The organism is Emticicia sp. TH156 (assembly GCF_002855535.1).
Classification (GTDB): Bacteria; Bacteroidota; Bacteroidia; order Cytophagales; family Spirosomataceae; genus Emticicia; species Emticicia fluvialis.
Genome location: NZ_PKRS01000008.1, coordinates 310,131 through 327,393, shown reverse-complemented (window position 1 = coordinate 327,393; position 17,263 = coordinate 310,131). Strand labels below are relative to the sequence as shown.

Genomic DNA, 17,263 nt, shown 5'->3' with positions numbered 1-17,263 from the left:
AACAAAGACTACGATACCTGAAAATAGAAAATCCAATCTTTTACAGACTGGATTTCCTAAGCATCTCATCTTTTTGATGCAATTATCAAGGATGGCCCAAAGAGTCCATCGATTTCTTAGCTGTTGATTCTCTAACTAACTTTTCAATGGTTTTCATAACCTCTTCATTTATTTTCTCCTGCTTAATGTCCTGTTTACTATTCTGAAAAATTGAATATAGAAAAATTAAAATGGAAAACAAAAATGAAACTACGCCCGCTATTCCTCCCCAATAACTTCCCTTAGCATCTTTTTCCTTCAATGAATCTAAACGCTCCTTGTCTTTTTTGGATTCCTTTATGTAGTTAGAATATGAACCATATTCATTTACAAACTCATAACCTGATGCGCATGGAGATATTTTATAGTCGAGTCCTGATTGTGAAGTTACGCTATGCGTTTTGAATAATTGCACTTCATCAATCTTACTTAGTATTATTAAGGCATTATGTCTTGAAAAATCAATTTCAGCTACTTTCAGGATATCAGAAACCCTTACTGTGTCATTCTGTTGAATATAAATATAATCTAATAATATATCTATGACTTTTGTTAAATCCATTTTTATTAGGTTTAAAAAAGAATTTAATAGAAGTACTATTACTTGGATGGAGGTGATGAAAGGAAAGTCAAATATTAAATAAATAATTCACTAAAGCAAAGTTCCTTATTTTAAGGAATAAATTATATAAATTAGTCCAATGTTAAACCCCAGGGTCTCTATGGTTTATAGTCGTCTTTCCAGCAATAAGATTATCAATATGTTGAACCGCAAGAGAAAACCTTTGTTCCCATGAACCACTTAATTCAACAAAGGGAATATCCTTATCTGATAGAACCTGCCGGTGATATAAATCTAATTCATTTCTTCTGTTAATATCGAGCCTAGTACCATCCTGAACATGCGGCACATCATTAACAAGATAAAAATACAGGCTAGCTTTGTTATTAGATAGAATCTCATTGCTTACTTGTAAATCTCTGCCAAAAATAAACCGGGAATACGACATGGTGATATGTATATCTGTATCCATAATAATTAATGGATGGTCTTCGGTCATTGCAATTCTAAGACTTTCTGAATGCTCACTGGCTACCGTCAGCAAATCATTATAAGTAAAACTGTTCGAGTCTGCAATTATATCCCGACCTGCTTCAAGCACTAAACTACAATTGTAGTACTTTGAAAGTTGTTCCGAAAGTGTGGTCTTGCCTACAGATTCGGTACCCAGTAAAGCTACTTTAATTGAGTAAAAGGGTTTCACGCTGGCGGTTAGAAAATTCCAGTTTGAAAACAAATTATTTCTTATTGCTGAAGCGGATATGGAAAATCCGAAACGATCAATATCAAACGGAATATGCTTTATATTCATGAAGCCGGCTACAAAATCTCCGTATGGTTCAGAAGTAATAACAATTGAGTATTCAGGAAAAAGCGTTTTTAACTGCTGTGCCCAAACTTTTGAAACCTCAAATGATGATTCTGATGTATTGGGCAGGTCATTTTCGCGATAATTGAACATCACAACTTCAAGCTTAGAAACATGTGCAAAGCTTTCTTTAATCCACCGCATTCGGATTTCACCCGGCAATTGTTCCTTGTCGCTGCAGCAAACTAAAATAGATAAGAAATCACATTTACTCAAGGCAAAGTGAATAAGTGCCTCATGCCCTTTATGAAAAGGTAAAAACTTCCCGAATAGAAATGCCTTAGTCATTGATCATTTTTACCATTATAGTAAAACAAAAAACCGTAACCACTTAAAAGAGTAATTACGATTCTTATACTTCCCAGCGAAAAATCTAAATTTCTGCACACTAATCAAATATTTCTTTTACCAGTTTGGTTAATTGGCCCTTGTTTATTGAGCTTTCTTCTGATTTATCATAGATAGTTACCAGATATATATCTGTAGCTTCAGTCGTTTGATTCACCAGATATGTGATTACCCTAAAACCTCCACTCTTCCCTCCGCCTCTGCTCTCTACTGCTAAACGGATTTTGTACAAACCCGCTCCTAAAGATTGCCCTTTGGTTGGTTTTTCTATTAGATGAGCAATCAGATTATCCATATCTGCTTCAAGAGAGCGAAACTTTTTGGCTAATCTTTTATAGCGTGCTTCAAAATGAGAAGTGACTATTACTTCATTCGCCATTTGCTAATTCCTTTTTAAAATCAGCAAATGTTTTACGAGGAAGTTTCCCTTCTTTTATCAATTTAATCTCCTTTAACCCTTCTTTCATGGCCTCTAATGGAACTCTGATATTTCCTTTAGCTTCATCTTCAATCAATTGCCTTACCTCTTGCTGGACTTTTTTAGGTAATGCCTTGTAAACTTCATAAAATCCTTCTGCAGCGCTCATGATATATGTTCAATTATCGGTAATTTCTAATGGAATTAATCACAATTTACAAAGAATACCAAACAAAAAAAAGAGGTCTAAATAATTGTTAAAATTATCTAAACCTCTTTAAAGTACCCAGAGCCGGAGTCGAACCGGCATGCCAGTGAAGGCATTGGTGTTTGAGACCAACGCGTCTACCGATTCCGCCATCTGGGCATGTACTACGGTATTAATTGAATTGGGACTGCAAAGGTATGAGTTAACAATTACAATTCAAAACCCAAGCAGAAAAAAAATTACTGATTGAGTGAGTTAGTGAATGAGTGATTATTTTTATTACTAATTGCCACAATGTACACTAATGCACTAGGCAACACGATTATTCGTCACAGGGGCGGCCGCTAATTGGCAATTCACGATTAAATCACTTATTCACCAACTCACTCATTCACTCAATTCTTAAATCCTCACTATCTCCGCGCCTATTGCGTTCAGGCGTTTGTCTATGAACTGATACCCACGGTCTATCTGTTCTATATTATCAATGATGCTCGTTCCTTCGGCAGACATCGCTGCAATCAGTAGCGATACCCCTGCACGTATATCAGGTGAGGTCATGCGGATACCTCTCAGCTGGTGCTCGCGATTCAGACCTATCACATTGGCACGGTGAGGGTCACAAAGAATAATCTGTGCGCCCATGTCAATCAGTTTATCAACAAAAAACAGTCGGCTTTCAAACATCTTCTGGTGTATCAGCACCGTTCCTTTGGCCTGAATGGCCGTTACCAGTACAATAGAAATCAGGTCGGGCGTGAAACCCGGCCATGGCGCATCATAAATGGTAAGAATAGAGCCATCAATCAAAGAACTTATCTCGTAATGTGTCTGTGCCGGAATATGAATATCATCTCCTCTGAACTCCATCTGAATGCCCAGTTTCCTGAACACATCCGGGATAATCCCCAGCTCAGGTATGCGGCAATTTTTGATCGTTATTTCAGATTGCGTCATGGCTGCCAGGCCAATAAAACTACCAATCTCAATCATATCCGGCAGCATGGTATGCTCACAGCCATGTAGTTCTTTTACGCCTTCAATGGTAAGCAGGTTGGATCCCACACCACTTATTTTGGCGCCCATGCTGTTTAGCATTTTGCTAAGCTGTTGCAGATAAGGCTCACAAGCGGCATTATAAATGGTTGTGGTGCCTTCGGTCATTACGGCAGCCATCAGCACATTGGCGGTTCCGGTTACCGAAATCTCGTCCATCCACACATAAGCTCCTTTCATTTTGCCACCCTCAACGGTATAGAACGCGTCGTTCGGGTCATAAATAAACTCGGCGCCCAGTTTCTGAAACCCCGTAAAGTGGGTATCCAGCGGCCGGCGGCCTATTTTATCACCACCCGGGCGTGGTGCCTTTCCTTTGCCAAAACGAGCCAGCATAGGCCCCAGAAGCATGATAGACCCACGCAAGGCAGAGGCCTTCTCCTTATACTCAGGGGTCTCGAAATAATCAAAGTTCACGTTATCAGCCTGAAAACGATACGAGCCCTCACCTACTTTTTCGCGGCGTACGCCCATGTCTTCCAGTAACTCCATGAGTTTGTTTACATCTCTGATAGCCGGAATATTATGGATGGTCACAGGTTCTTTGGTCATCAGCACAGCACATACAATCTGCAATGCCTCGTTTTTTGCCCCCTGCGGTATAATTTCTCCTTGTAGTTTTTTACCTCCTGTAATCTTGAAAGATGCCATATAGTAGAAATATCTTGCGTTCCGAAAGGTCTCCCCTTCTTCTATCTTCTTCGTTTGTTGTTATTGCTATTGTTGTTGTTATTGTTTTTATAGCCTCCGCCATTATTGAAATTCTTGTTGCGGTTATTGCGGTCGCCACGGTCGCGGTTATCGCGTGAGTGCCCCTGTGCCTGTTGGGGTTGCGGTATACGCTGGCGGCTACCATTACCATCTTTAGGCGACGACTCCATGAGCCCGTCACGCCTTAATTCATCAATTTCTCGCTGGAATCTAAAGCCAGACAACTCCAGAATCTGTTGCAGGCAATCTTCGGCTTCAATACTGTCTTTGTTCCAGGTCTGGTAAAAACCTTTCATCAGACGCACCATGTATGAAATAAAGGCCTTGCGGTCTTCAAAGTCTTCGGTTATCATGGCTTTCAGCACCAGTAGCTCCAGGTTGCGGCCATAAAAACGGTGTTTCAAAGGATGCTGGTTGTAAGGCACTGTCATGGGCCTTTTACCTAGTATTTCCTTTGGAGGGGGCGGGAACGGACTGTCGACATCAAGGTCAAAATTGGCTATGACGTAGAGGTCATCCCACAGTTTTTTAGAATAGTCAATGCCTTCACGCATGTTAGGGTGAATCTGACGCATCAACTCTATCAATATATGGGCATATTTAGTACGCTGGTCTTTGTCTGGCAGACTGACAATGTACTCGGTTAATTTCTGAATGTTACTTCCGTATTCTTTCACAATAATTAATGTAAATTGAGTGATACAAATCCCAGCAAAAGAGATTTCATAAAAAAGCAGATAATATTAAGGCTTTTCTACCATTAATAATGCTAATAGTCTAACATTATTGCAAAACATAGCAAAAGTAACAAAAATTAGCCGTTGGGTTAAATTTTTATCTATTTTTGAATAAAATTTCAATATCCGCTTTTGATGATTCTGAAAAAAATTGCCTGCTTACTGGTTATCTATGCTTTCCTGAGCGGTTGCAGTACCAAAATCACCCAGCAATATATTTCAAGGTCTCCGGGGCCTAAGCGCGAATTCCGGGCGGTATGGGTGGCCACCATCGATAACATCGACTGGCCTTCTCGTAAAGGGTTATCAACAAATGCACAGCAACAGGAGTTCAGAACCATGCTCGATAAACAGCAAAGCTACGGAATGAATGCCGTGCTGGTGCAGGTAAGAGCAGCCTCAGACGCGTTCTATGCCCAAAGTAAAGAGCCGTGGTCTGAATGGCTCACAGGCACACAAGGTAAAGCTCCGGCTCCGTTTTACGACCCAATGGCCTTTATGATTGAAGAAGCGCATCAGCGCAACATGGAGTTTCATGCCTGGCTGAATATGAACAGAGGCACCCACAAGGCATCTAAAAGCATTATTAAAGACCATATTACTATTACAAAGCCGGAATGGTTTCTGACTTATGACAAGCAGAAACTATTTAATCTGGGCATACCCGAAGTGAGGGCTTACATTACAAATGTGGTGCTGGATATTTTGCGGAATTATGAAGTAGACGGTATTCATTTCGATGATTATTTTTATCCGTACCCGGTAGCAAATGAAAAACTGAAAGACGAAACCACCTTTAAAAAGTACAGGGGGAGTTTTAAAAATATTGAAGACTGGCGGCGCAACAACGTTGATTTAACTGTTAAGTCTATCAGTGATGGTATAAGGGCAATTAAGCCCAAAGTAAAGTTTGGTATTAGTCCGTTTGGAGTATGGAGAAACGTATCTGCCGACGCCAGTGGTTCTGCAACTGCCGGAGGGCTGTCTTCTTATGACAATCTGTATGCCGATACTAAAAAGTGGATACAAAACGGGTGGATAGATTACATAGCCCCACAGGTATATTTTAGTTTTGAGTTTGGTAAGGTGCCCTACCAAAACCTGACAGACTGGTGGGCCAAAAATACGTTTGGAAGGCATTTGTATATTGGCCATGCAGTTTATCGTGTAAAAGCTGGCAGCAATGAAACAGGCTGGGAGAAAGCCGACCAGATTGCAAGGCAAATAAGGTATAACCGGGCAAAACCGCAGATTTCCGGCAGTATTTATTTTAGTGCCAAACCTTTGAGCAAGAATGAATTAGCGGTGGCCGATTCAGTCAGAAATCTTTATGCTTATCCGGCTCTACCCCCGACTATGCCCTGGAAAGACAACATACCACCCAACGCCCCTGAAAAACTGAAAGCTCAGAAAGCCAGCGACCTTGGCATATCTATAACCTGGGAATTACCCTCGGCAAAAGCAAAAGACAGCGACGAAATAAAGGCATTTGTTGTATATAGATTCAACAAAAATGAAAAAATAAATCTGGATAATCCGGCGAAAATTCTGGCAATTGTAAGAAACGAAGGCAAACCGGGCTATGTTGACCAAAATTATGAGTCGCGGAAATCATACGTATATGCAGTTACTGCACTTGATAGACTCAATAATGAGAGTGCCATCAGTAATGTTATAAGTGTTAAATAAATATTTATGAATGTCATAAAAAAACAGGCCTTTATCAGCACCATCTTCTCTTATGCAGGGGTATTGGTTGGCTTTATTTCCTGGTTTTTTGTTTTTCCTAATTTCTTTAAAAAAGAAGAAATAGGCTTGCTACAGGTATTACTTTCTTACATGTATGTAATGGTTCAGCTTTCTTCCTTGGGCTTTAATGCCGCAGGGAGCCGTTTTTTTGTTCGTTTCAGAGATGCCCAAAAAGGGCATAACGGGTTTTTGTTTCTGGGGCTTGCTGTTGGCATTACAGGTTTTCTTTTTTGCAGCATAGGCGTATATTTTCTGAAAGACTGGATGATTGCCCGTAAAGGTGAAAACAATCTTTTGGCCGACAATTTCTATTTTCTGTTACCCATTACATTTGCCACGCTGCTATTCAACTTGTTTGATAATTATGCCAAAAACCTGTATGAAACCGTAACGGGCACTTTCCTGTCGCAGTTTTTACAGCGCTTCCTGTTGCTGGCTTCATCGTTTCTGGTGGTTTTCCATGTGCTCGATTTCGCGCAATATATCTGGGTATGGGTACTGGCCTTTTCTTTTTATGTTATACCCATGATATGGAAGGCTTCAAAACTGGATGGGTTTTCATTAAAACCGGATTTTTCGCTCCTGACACTCCAGTTTATCAAACAGTTTGCCACCTACAGCATACTTACAATTCTGACGGGTTTTTCGTCGATGATTATCCTTTACATCGACAAAATTATGCTGGCAGAGATTTCAACCTTAGAGGAAACCGGTATTTACAGTACAGCCGCCTTCTTTGGTAGCGTAATGGGCATGTCTCTACTGGCACTCAATAAGGCCTCAGCACCTATTATTGTAGACTCTTTTGCAGCCAATGACCTGAAAAACATTGACACCATTTACCGCAAAAGCTGTACTACCTCGCTGATTGTGGGTTGTTGGATTTTTCTGGGTATTTACCTTAATATTGATAATTTGTTTGCGTTTTTGCCAGCAGGTTACGAAGAAGGAAAATGGGTAATAATTATTTTGAGTTTAGGTAAATTATTTGATCTGGCTACAGGATTAAACGGCACCATACTGACGCTTTCGCCTTACTATAAGTATGACACCTACATTATGATTAGCCTGATAGGGCTGACGGTATTTCTGAACTGGTTGCTGATTCCGATGTATGGCATTAACGGTGCTGCTTTTGCGCTGGCGTTATCTACTATTTATTATAACGCTGTACGTTATGCATTTGTATGGTGGAAACTGGGCATGCAACCCTTCACGATTGATATACCCAAAGTTTTGCTTATAATGATAGCAGCTGGTTTTGTTATAAGCCTGTTGCCAACATGGGAAGGAAATAAAATCAGAACAGTGATAGATATAGTGTATCGTTCGGCAGGTGTTACTTTACTTTATGGTGTAATTATTTATTGGAGCAAGGTTTCACCAGAGTTGAACGGAGCCATGACGAATCTGTGGAAAGCTATAGTGAAATTAGGAAAAAAATAAACCTCAGCTACCTCTCTCTAAAATTGAAAGAGCTAATTGAGGTTATTACTTGTTCTATTTCTTCTGCAAGGTATATATTTTGCCCGCGCTATAATCGAGTATATAAAGCTCTTTGGCGGCGTCTTCGCCAAAGGCAGAAACCGTACTTACGTTACTGAATTTGTCGCCACTTTCGGTTGCTTTTGAGCCGTCGTATTTCAGAGACCAGATTTTACCGCTCACATAATCGCCGAATACATACTTACCTGCCAGGTCTGGCAGTTTGGTGCCTCTGTAAACCACACCACCTGTTACCGACCGGCCGTCAGTACCCTGATTATACGCCCAGACAGGGGCTATCAGGTTAGCCTGATTACAATTGGCGCTGGCATCAAAGCAACGGTTGCCCTCTTTTATTTTCCAGCCATAATTACCTCCTTTGGTTACAATATCTATTTCTTCTACCTCATTCTGGCCTACATCTGCTACCCAAAGGTTATTATTGGTATGGTCAAAACTAAAGCGCCAGGGATTCCGCAAGCCATAAGCATAAATCTCTTCTCTGAAACCTTCACTATTGCCTTTATAAGGATTATCGCCCGGAATTGTATAGGTTCCGCTTTCGGAGGCTATAACATTAATACGCAGAATTTTACCTAGCAGATTCTTGCGGTTTTGTGCGTTGTTTTGCGGGTCTCCTCCACTACCGCCATCACCCGTGGCTATATATAAATAACCATCAGCGCCAAAGGCCAGCTTGCCTCCGTTATGGTTGGTATAGGGTTGGTCGAAAGTAAGTAATATTTTCTCACTTCCGGCATCTGCCGTCTGAGCACCCGAATTAACCTTAAAACGGGCAATAACCGTTTGCCGGGTGGGGGTATTACGCGTATAATTGACATAAAAATAGCCATTATTCTTAAAATCAGGGTGGAAGGCCAGGCCAAGTAAGCCCATTTCTCCTCCTGCATCTACCTTACTATCAATATCTAAAAATACATTGGCCTGTGCGGTTGATGTGGCATTATCAAATACCCGTATAACACCCCGTTGCTCTGCTACATACAATTTACTGGTGCCGTCTGAGGCGTGGGTAAGCTCAACAGGGTCGTCGAAAGTCAGATTCGGGAATGCAACCACAGCCTGGTATTCTCCGGCTGTGGGGTTGGGTGCAGAATCATCGGGTTTATTAATAGAATCAGAGGCTGACTCACAACTAAAACCCCAAAAAGCGCTTAAGGCCGTAACGAAGATGAACGTGCTTATTTTTTTCATATAAGTTCTGGATTTTTATGAATAAACGCGTCAGCCCTCCGAAATGATTTGAAAATTTGCAGAAACCACTAAAAAAATGGAACCAGCTATCAATTTAATTGCTCGAGCTCGGCAGAAAGGGCCTCCAATTCTTGCAAATCTTCTTTAAAACCAGCACTTTTAGGATTCTTGAATGCCCCCAGTTTAAAAGCCAAAAAATAAATGAGCAAGCAGATACCTACGGGGATGGCCGTATCTATCAGTGCAGCCTGTAGACTCATTTTCTCTAGTTTTTTAGGCAGAAACGACAGCACTGTAAAACAACCGGAAACCAACATGATTATACCAAACCAGCCTTCAAACTTTTTGTTCTTTTCATATTCCCTGATGACTTTTTTCAGAAAAGCGCCCAGAGTGGTGCTGTTCATGTCCGTTTCCAGAATCATCTGGCTCTTGTAGACGGTCCACAATGCCATCAGAATGCCAATTGCCAGAAAAGCGAACGGAGCAAACTGCATTGTATAAGTGAAATCGAAGGGGTTGCCTGTAAAAACAGCGCCGAGTATCACAAGTTCAAATACCAGTAGAAAAAAGAAAAACCTGTTTTCTCTTCTTATTTGTGCTACTCTTGACCTGGACCGCTCCCGAATTATACCTACCACCAGTTTTTCAGTAAGCAACTGAGAGGTTTGTAATTTAAGGTCATACGCCTGCCAGGCCGATTTTAATTCTTCCAGATTCATGTTCTTTTCGTTTGAATGATTTTTTCTAATTTAACTTTAATACGGTTCAGCCTTACCCCTACGTTTGAGTTCGTTATACCAATAATTTCGGCAATTTCATCGTAGCTTTTATCATCCAGATATAACATAATCAACGCCTTTTCGATTTCAGACAAGTGCTCAATGGCCTGCCTCAATACCCCGGCGTTATCATGATCTTCAATTGCCATGTCGGGTATCTGAAATTCTTTGTCTGACAGTGCCTTGCGCTCAGGCTTTCTGGTTTCTTTTCTGAAGTTTGAAATAGCTGTATTCAGCGCCACTCTGTACAGCCAGGTAGTGTGTCTCGATTCATTTCTGAAACCGGGGTAAGATGTCCATAACTGCAAAACAATTTCCTGAAAAAGGTCCTTTTTGTCGTCATCGTCATGGCAATACAAATTACATACTTTGTATATGAGGCCTCTGTTTGTATTAATCAAGCCGATAAATTCTTTTTCCATTGTCAGTTACATTGTTTAAACAATTAGTCGCGGGGCGGGTAAAAAACTTACATTAAAGCCGATATTTTTTCTATACAAAGGTTCTTTTGTTAAAGATATGGCAAAAAATCGCGTAATTCGCATCTGTTAATGACACATTTGCCCGAATAATACTTGAAAATTCTTTTAATAAATACCGACGACAGCATGGGCGGTGCCGCCATAGCCTGCCTGCGCTTACTCAGCCTTCTGAAAGAAGAAAAAGATATAAAAGCCGACCTGCTGGTGCAGCAAAAAAAAGGCAAAAGAGAAGACGTAACTGCTGTTGTAAATACCTTGCTTGCGCACAAAATGGCGTTTGCCCGTTTTGCCCTAGAGCGGCTTTACTTCAGACGACACGAAAAAAACAAAGAAGTACGCTTTGCCTTCTCGCCTGCCAATACAGGAATTGACATCTCACAACACCCGCTGGTGCAAGAGGCAGACATCATACACCTGCACTGGATTAATTTCGGATTTCTGTCTGTTCAATCGCTTCAAAAACTCTTTGCACTTGGCAAGCCCATTGTCTGGACACTGCACGATATGTGGGCTTTTACAGGAGGCTGCCACCATAGTGGCAATTGTGAGAACTTTCAGCAGCACTGTGGCAATTGCCTTCCTTATTTGAAGAATCCAGCCAATGACGATTTATCTGCCAGGGTTTGGGAAAACAAATGCCGAATTTTTATAGACACTAGGCTACCGTCGGTTCAGATTGTAGCATGCAGCCAATGGCTGGCGGCCAGGGCACGTAAAAGCAGTTTGTTTAAAAAGCTCCCTGTTACCTCTATTCCCAATCCTTTAGATACGGCTGTTTTTTATCCAATCAATAAAGCAGAAGCACGGAATAAGCTGGGATTACCCATTGAGAAAAAACTGATTCTGTTTGCAGCGGCAAAAGTTACTGTCATCTGGAAAGGCTTCAGTTATTTCCAGGCAGCACTGGCATTGTTAAAAGAATCGGTTAGCCAGCCAGAAGCAATTGAATTAGTGATTCTGGGCGAGAGTGATGAGGAATTAAACAAAAGCCTGCCTTTTAAAACCCATGCACTGGGCAGAATAACCGACACTCAGAAAATAGCCTTGGTTTACTCTGCTGCTGATGTTTTCAGTATTCCGTCAATACAAGAGAACCTGCCCAATACCATTATGGAATCATTGGCCTGTGGCACGCCTGCGGTTGGCTTTGAGGTGGGAGGCATACCTGAAATGATAGAACATAAACAGACGGGATTTCTGGCTGCATATAAATCGGCAGATAGCCTGGCAGAGGGCATTAACTGGGTTTTATTTGAAGCCGATACGCAAACCCTTGCCAGTAACGCAAGAGAGAAAGTACTGGTAAATTACTCTCAGGAGGTAGTAAAGGAGCAATACCTGAAGGTTTATAAAAGGCTTTTTAATCAATAGCAGAGACAGAACCCAGACGCTTCACTTCATCATAGGCATCAACTACCATTGTTTGTAGTTTGCTGAATAAAGCTTGTGCGTTGTTTCTTTTCAGTTGCACTTCATCTATGGTTAATAAAGTAAGGAAACTTTTTATCTGAGCATCTATCTCTTTAGTTTCTTCAATCAGCCAGCTTGCATTGTGCAATAATGCCCAGGTATCGGCATCTTTACTACCACAAAACAACACACTTGCCCCAGCACAGATAGAACTAACCGCTTTTGACGGAACGGCAATATGTGTCCATTGCTGTAATAAACTAACCAGATGCACATCTATAAAATGTAACTGACTACGTGGCACACTTTTCAGGATGGTGATGCCCGCTCTGCCTCGGGCATAGGTCAATACCTTACCTGCTTTCTCGCCATAAACTGCCAGTATTAACTGGTGCTTTTGGCTATCAAAATTGTCGATAAACTTCAATAAAAACTCGTCCGAATGCGCTTGCCCCAGGTTTCCGCAATAACCGAAATATATCTTGCTGTCATCCTTTTTCCAATCTGGTATGGCGGGGTCATTTTGCTGATGAACCAGAACACCACAAGGCAGAATAGTGGTAGGAATAGACTGCTTGTAGCTGTCTCTTACAAAAGCGGCTTGGTTAGGCCCAAGCGCAATCAAATGCTGCGGAGCGACTTGATATGTTTTTTTGTAAATAAAGCGATATAGAAAATTAGACGGGCTGATCGTACCCGCTGCTGCAAAACCTTCAGGAAATAAATCCATCGACCATAAAACCCAGTTTTTCAAAAACAACGAGGCCCAGAAAGGCAATAAGGGTGGGCTGGTCATGACAATAATGCGGCCTCGTTTCATTTTACGGACTTTCAGTACCAGAAAAAGGCCATCCAATATACCTGAAATCAGTTTCAGTAAACCATTTTTACCTTCATAGATTGTTTTAACCGGATGCAGTATGCCTATCGGCTGGCGAACCTGTCCGCCACCATCGTAGGTGCGGTCAATATACACTATGTGTATTTCGGCCTGATACTTTTCAATCAGATATTTTGCCATATCCCAGGCAGACTCACCGGTTATGCCGGGATTAGGCGGATAATGACGATTGATGATGGTAATAACCGGAGATTCGATATCTGGCATTGCTGAAAGACAGTAGCTTAAACGCTTGCAAAGGTAGGCCAATAAACCAAAAAAAGAAACATTTACAGCCGCTACTCATCATCATTCTTATCAATGTATTTGTAGCCTCGCAGAATGTTGTAACGAAGCACTAAGCCAAAATTAAAACTGATACCGTTGGTCAGTTGCTGTGCGGTATCAATAGTTTGTTTGTTTATAGAGTAGTTAATCTCAGAATGAACCATGCCCTTGGCACCTATATTGCCCCTGGCAAAAACAACAATAGATAAAGTCTCTGAAACTCTGCCATGCAATTCAAGAAGAAGCTCTGCCTGTGCAACGGCTTTTTTACTTAAGAAGGCATCGCTCTTAAGCCTGAGTGTATCTGGTTTCTGGCCCGGGGCATTATTAGAAAGGCCCGCAAAGCCCCGGTTATCTATTAGCTTATTTTGGGCATCGGGCGACAGCAAAACGCCTGCGCCTACATGAATAGTTGCATTTTTGGTAATAGGATCAATTGTGAAAACCCTTCTTTTAAATCGTATGGGAATCGTATTTAAGCCTGAACCCATTTTATAAATATACGGAATTGAGCGTCCAGACCTGACAGATTGAATCAGATGAGTAGGGTTTTTGTAATAACCGGATTCAACAGACCAAACGTTGTTCATGTTATAACCCAATACAACACCCCAATACAAATCATTCCCCTTTTCTTTCCCTATCAGGCCATCCATGTTGTTAGTTAAGGTTGACCGATTGAGTTCAAGCCCGCCTTCAACGCCCAAATACAAATTGATTGATTTTCTCTCTAGGTTTGGATACACATTATTTTTTATGTCTTTTCGCTGGCTAGGCGCCTTGTAATAATCATCTTCTTCCTGGCAAAACACCGGAAACGTAACAATGAGGCAAATGAATACAAGTATAACTGATTTCATAATGAGTGGGAATGAGTTCAAATTTACAAAAAAACTAAGGTTTCAAAATCCTATTTTCAGGCAAATCATGTTAATGAAGTTTAACGTTTCCGAACTCAAAGACGCGAAAAGCTGCCAATTAGTTGTTAGGCCAAATAATATTTTTCATAACCGAAGAAAAAGTATAGTTATTTCAAGAAACTTTAGTATTCAGCAAAAGAATCGTGACAAAACCGCATGATGTTAGCGAAAAGAAAATCTATATTTGTCTTAATAAACTCGTCTGACCACAAAATTATCTAAGCGAAAAAATAATGGGTAATTTTACTCATTTGGCAGGCTTAATTCTCATTCACTAATATCAATGATGAAAACATTAGATACTTATGACTTCTCGGGCAAAAAAGCCCTTATTAGAGTTGACTTCAATGTTCCTCTGAACGAAAAATATGAAATCACAGACGACACCCGAATTACTGCAACCATACCCACTATTAAGAAGATTCTGAAAGATGGCGGTTCATGTATTCTGATGTCTCACCTGGGTCGCCCGAAAGACGGCCCAACAGAAAAGTATTCATTAAAACACCTGGTGAATCCGCTTTCGCTGATTCTGGGTCAGCAGGTAAAATTTGCCGACGACTGCATCGGAGAATCGGCGGTTGAGCTGGCCGCCAGTCTGCAACCGGGAGAAGTACTATTGCTCGAAAACCTGCGCTTCTACAAAGAGGAAGAAAAAGGTGATTTAGCCTTTGCAGAAAAACTTTCAAAATTGGGCAATGTATGGGTGAATGACGCCTTCGGTACTGCTCACCGTGCACATGCTTCTACGGCAGTTATTGGGCAGTTCTTTGCTGACCGTGTATGCGGTTATGTAATGCAGGCTGAAATTGACAATGCTCAGAAAATATTGGAACACGCCGAACGCCCCTTTACTGCCATTATGGGAGGTGCGAAAATCTCTGACAAAATTCTGATTATTGAGCGACTGCTTGATAAAGTAGATAACCTGATTATTGGTGGAGGTATGACCTATACATTTACTAAAGCTCAGGGGGGCGAGATCGGAAAATCGTTGCTGGAAGCAGACAAACAACCGCTGGCGCTTGAACTGATTGAAAAAGCTAAAGCCAAAGGTGTAAAACTGATTTTGCCTTTAGACAACCTGTGTGCAGATGATTTCTCGAACGATGCCAACAAACAAGTTGTAAAAACCGGTGCGATTCCTGCTGACTGGCAGGGACTGGATATCGGCCCTGAAACCATAGATTTGTTTTGCAGTATACTTGAGAAATCGAAAACCATTCTTTGGAACGGACCGATGGGAGTTTTTGAGTTCCCTAACTTTGCCAAAGGTACTAATTCCATTGCAGAGGCCGTAGTAAAAGCTACTGAAGAAAACGGAGCTTTCTCATTAATAGGTGGTGGAGATTCGGCATCGGCGGTAAACAACGCCGGTTACGGAGACCGCGTATCTTACGTATCTACAGGGGGTGGCGCACTTCTTGAATACATGGAAGGCAAAACGCTTCCGGGTGTTGCGGCACTTGAACAATAAATAATACAAAGCCCCTGCCGGATGGCCAGGGGCTTATTTTAGCATTCTTTTCTGAATAACCCTATTTTACCAAAGTTTAATATTTGTAAAATAGATACCGGCGGCAACAATTAGTGTGAGAATAACAGCGAGAACTACCTCGGCGTGTTTCACAGAAGATTCAGTTTTTGTAGTCTTTTGCATGGCACTTTGGAGTTTCCGGGATTTATTAATACTAATATAACGCAATATAATTAGCAAAAAAATACAACTATATAGTTTTTTTATCCAACGGTTGAGTTTTTTTAAAAACAACACATTCTTAATTATTCTTTTTTCTTAAAGCATTATCTTTGCGGCTTGTTTAAACATTAGCATAAGCCAATGCTATGTTAATGTAACAGTTCACTCATCCTTCATTCACAAAGATGTCAAAAGTAATTATTATTGGTGCCGGTGGAGTCGGCAGTGTAGTTGCGCACAAATGTGCAATGAACTCCCACGTTTTTACGGAAATTCTATTGGCGAGCAGAACCAAATCAAAATGTGATAAAATAGCTGCCGATATTGAAGAAATGCACGGCGTAAAAATACAAACCGCTCAGGTAGATGCAGACAACGTACCTGAACTGGTAACGTTAATTAAGCGTTTTGAACCCAAAATGGTTATAAACGTGGCGCTGCCGTATCAAGACCTTACCATTATGGATGCCTGCCTTGAAACTGGTGTTCATTACCTTGATACCGCCAACTACGAACCCAAAGACGTTGCCAAGTTTGAATACAGCTGGCAATGGGCATACCAGGACCGCTTCAAAGAGGCAGGCCTGATGGCTTTATTGGGTTGTGGATTTGACCCTGGCGTAACGCAGGTCTATACTGCCTATGCCAACAAGCACCATTTTGATGAAATGCATTACCTCGACATCATTGATTGTAATGCCGGCAACCACGGTAAAGCCTTTGCCACCAATTTTAACCCTGAAATCAATATCCGTGAAATTACGCAGAACGGCCGGTACTGGGAGAATGGCGAATGGGTGGAAATTCCGCCCATGTCAATCCATAAACCTATTGACTATCCTGAAATAGGGCCGAAAGAATCTTATGTTTTGTATCATGAAGAGCTGGAATCGTTGGTTAAGAATTTCCCGACTTTGAAACGTGCCAGATTCTGGATGACCTTCGGACAAGCCTACCTTACCCACCTTGAAGTGCTGCAAAACGTAGGTATGACCCGTATTGACCCCGTGAAGTTTAATGGTATTGATATTGTTCCGCTAGAGTTTCTGAAAGCCGTATTACCAGCGCCTGATACATTAGGAGAAAATTATACCGGACAAACCTCAATCGGTTGCCAGATTAAAGGTATAAAAGACGGCGAAGACAAAACCTACTACGTTTGGAATAACTGCGACCACGCCGAATGCTACAAAGAAGTGAAAGCACAGGCGGTTTCGTACACAACAGGTGTGCCTGCTATGATAGGCGCCATGTTAATGCTAACCAACCCTGAATGGCAAAAACCAGGTGTCTGGAACTGTGAAGAGTTGAATCCGGACCCTTTCATGGATCTGCTTAATACCCAGGGCTTACCCTGGCACGAAAGAATCAACATTGAATTGCCGCATGAATATTAATAAAACGGG

General features: G+C 41.3%; 16 protein-coding genes and 1 tRNA gene. 5 read left to right on the top strand and 12 right to left on the bottom strand.

The window, feature by feature from the left end:
* Positions 1–85 precede the first annotated feature (85 nt).
* The 7 genes from C0V77_RS16725 to C0V77_RS16695 form a co-directional block, all read right to left on the bottom strand.
* Positions 86–601, bottom strand: coding sequence for a hypothetical protein (locus C0V77_RS16725; protein ID WP_101727482.1), 516 nt, complete (start codon positions 599–601; stop codon positions 86–88).
* A 142-nt stretch (positions 602–743) separates the two neighbouring features.
* Positions 744–1,757, bottom strand: a complete 1,014-nt coding sequence (locus C0V77_RS16720) for an AAA family ATPase (protein WP_101727481.1) — start codon at positions 1,755–1,757, stop codon at positions 744–746.
* A 100-nt stretch (positions 1,758–1,857) separates the two neighbouring features.
* Positions 1,858–2,196, bottom strand: coding sequence for a type II toxin-antitoxin system RelE/ParE family toxin (locus C0V77_RS16715; protein ID WP_101727480.1), 339 nt, complete (start codon positions 2,194–2,196; stop codon positions 1,858–1,860).
* A complete protein-coding gene (locus C0V77_RS16710; protein ID WP_101727479.1) occupies positions 2,186–2,404 on the bottom strand; it encodes a hypothetical protein in 219 nt (72 codons plus the stop codon). The genes C0V77_RS16715 and C0V77_RS16710 overlap by 11 nt, the downstream gene beginning before the upstream one ends.
* A gap of 114 nt (positions 2,405–2,518) precedes the next feature.
* Positions 2,519–2,602: transfer RNA gene (locus C0V77_RS16705), tRNA-Leu, on the bottom strand.
* Positions 2,603–2,845: 243 nt separating this feature from the next.
* Complete coding sequence (gene murA, locus C0V77_RS16700; protein ID WP_101727478.1) at positions 2,846–4,150, bottom strand: UDP-N-acetylglucosamine 1-carboxyvinyltransferase; 1,305 nt, start codon at positions 4,148–4,150, stop codon at positions 2,846–2,848.
* A gap of 41 nt (positions 4,151–4,191) precedes the next feature.
* On the bottom strand, positions 4,192–4,887 hold the full coding sequence (locus C0V77_RS16695) for a DUF4290 domain-containing protein (RefSeq protein WP_101727477.1): 696 nt from the start codon (positions 4,885–4,887) through the stop codon (positions 4,192–4,194).
* Between the two features lie 195 nt (positions 4,888–5,082).
* On the opposite strand from C0V77_RS16695, the gene C0V77_RS16690 reads away from it, so the two are divergent.
* Both C0V77_RS16690 and C0V77_RS16685 read left to right on the top strand, forming a co-directional pair.
* Positions 5,083–6,636, top strand: a complete 1,554-nt coding sequence (locus tag C0V77_RS16690; RefSeq protein WP_101727476.1) for a glycoside hydrolase family 10 protein — start codon at positions 5,083–5,085, stop codon at positions 6,634–6,636.
* Positions 6,637–6,642: 6 nt separating this feature from the next.
* Complete coding sequence (locus C0V77_RS16685) at positions 6,643–8,142, top strand: lipopolysaccharide biosynthesis protein (RefSeq protein ID WP_101727475.1); 1,500 nt, start codon at positions 6,643–6,645, stop codon at positions 8,140–8,142.
* Between the two features lie 54 nt (positions 8,143–8,196).
* Here the strand turns inward: C0V77_RS16685 and C0V77_RS16680 are convergent, their stop codons facing one another.
* From C0V77_RS16680 to C0V77_RS16670, 3 genes are all read right to left on the bottom strand, one after another.
* A complete protein-coding gene (locus C0V77_RS16680; protein WP_101727474.1) occupies positions 8,197–9,396 on the bottom strand; it encodes a sorbosone dehydrogenase family protein in 1,200 nt (399 codons plus the stop codon).
* An 89-nt stretch (positions 9,397–9,485) separates the two neighbouring features.
* On the bottom strand, positions 9,486–10,118 hold the full coding sequence (locus C0V77_RS16675; RefSeq protein ID WP_101727473.1) for a hypothetical protein: 633 nt from the start codon (positions 10,116–10,118) through the stop codon (positions 9,486–9,488).
* The gene (locus C0V77_RS16670; RefSeq protein WP_101727472.1) at positions 10,115–10,600 is read right to left on the bottom strand and encodes an RNA polymerase sigma factor; all 486 of its coding nucleotides are present in this window, start codon (positions 10,598–10,600) and stop codon (positions 10,115–10,117) included. Before C0V77_RS16670 ends, C0V77_RS16675 begins: the two co-directional genes overlap by 4 nt.
* 153 nt (positions 10,601–10,753) lie before the next feature.
* Here C0V77_RS16670 and C0V77_RS16665 point away from each other — a divergent pair, with 153 nt between their 5' ends.
* A complete protein-coding gene (locus C0V77_RS16665; protein ID WP_101727471.1) occupies positions 10,754–12,031 on the top strand; it encodes a glycosyltransferase family 4 protein in 1,278 nt (425 codons plus the stop codon).
* Here the strand turns inward: C0V77_RS16665 and C0V77_RS16660 are convergent.
* Entirely contained in the window at positions 12,021–13,178 is a 1,158-nt protein-coding gene (locus tag C0V77_RS16660; protein ID WP_101727470.1) for a hypothetical protein, read from the bottom strand. The two genes, C0V77_RS16665 and C0V77_RS16660, sit on opposite strands and share 11 nt — an antisense overlap.
* 71 nt (positions 13,179–13,249) lie before the next feature.
* Positions 13,250–14,098 (bottom strand): hypothetical protein, encoded by an 849-nt coding sequence (locus C0V77_RS16655; RefSeq protein WP_101727469.1) that lies wholly within the window; start codon positions 14,096–14,098, stop codon positions 13,250–13,252.
* A 346-nt stretch (positions 14,099–14,444) separates the two neighbouring features.
* On the opposite strand from C0V77_RS16655, the gene C0V77_RS16645 reads away from it, so the two are divergent.
* Together C0V77_RS16645 and C0V77_RS16640 are read left to right on the top strand one after the other, a co-directional pair.
* Positions 14,445–15,635, top strand: a complete 1,191-nt coding sequence (locus C0V77_RS16645; RefSeq protein ID WP_101727508.1) for a phosphoglycerate kinase — start codon at positions 14,445–14,447, stop codon at positions 15,633–15,635.
* A gap of 407 nt (positions 15,636–16,042) precedes the next feature.
* A complete protein-coding gene (locus tag C0V77_RS16640) occupies positions 16,043–17,254 on the top strand; it encodes a saccharopine dehydrogenase family protein (RefSeq protein WP_101727467.1) in 1,212 nt (403 codons plus the stop codon).
* The last annotated feature ends 9 nt before the right edge of the window (positions 17,255–17,263 follow it).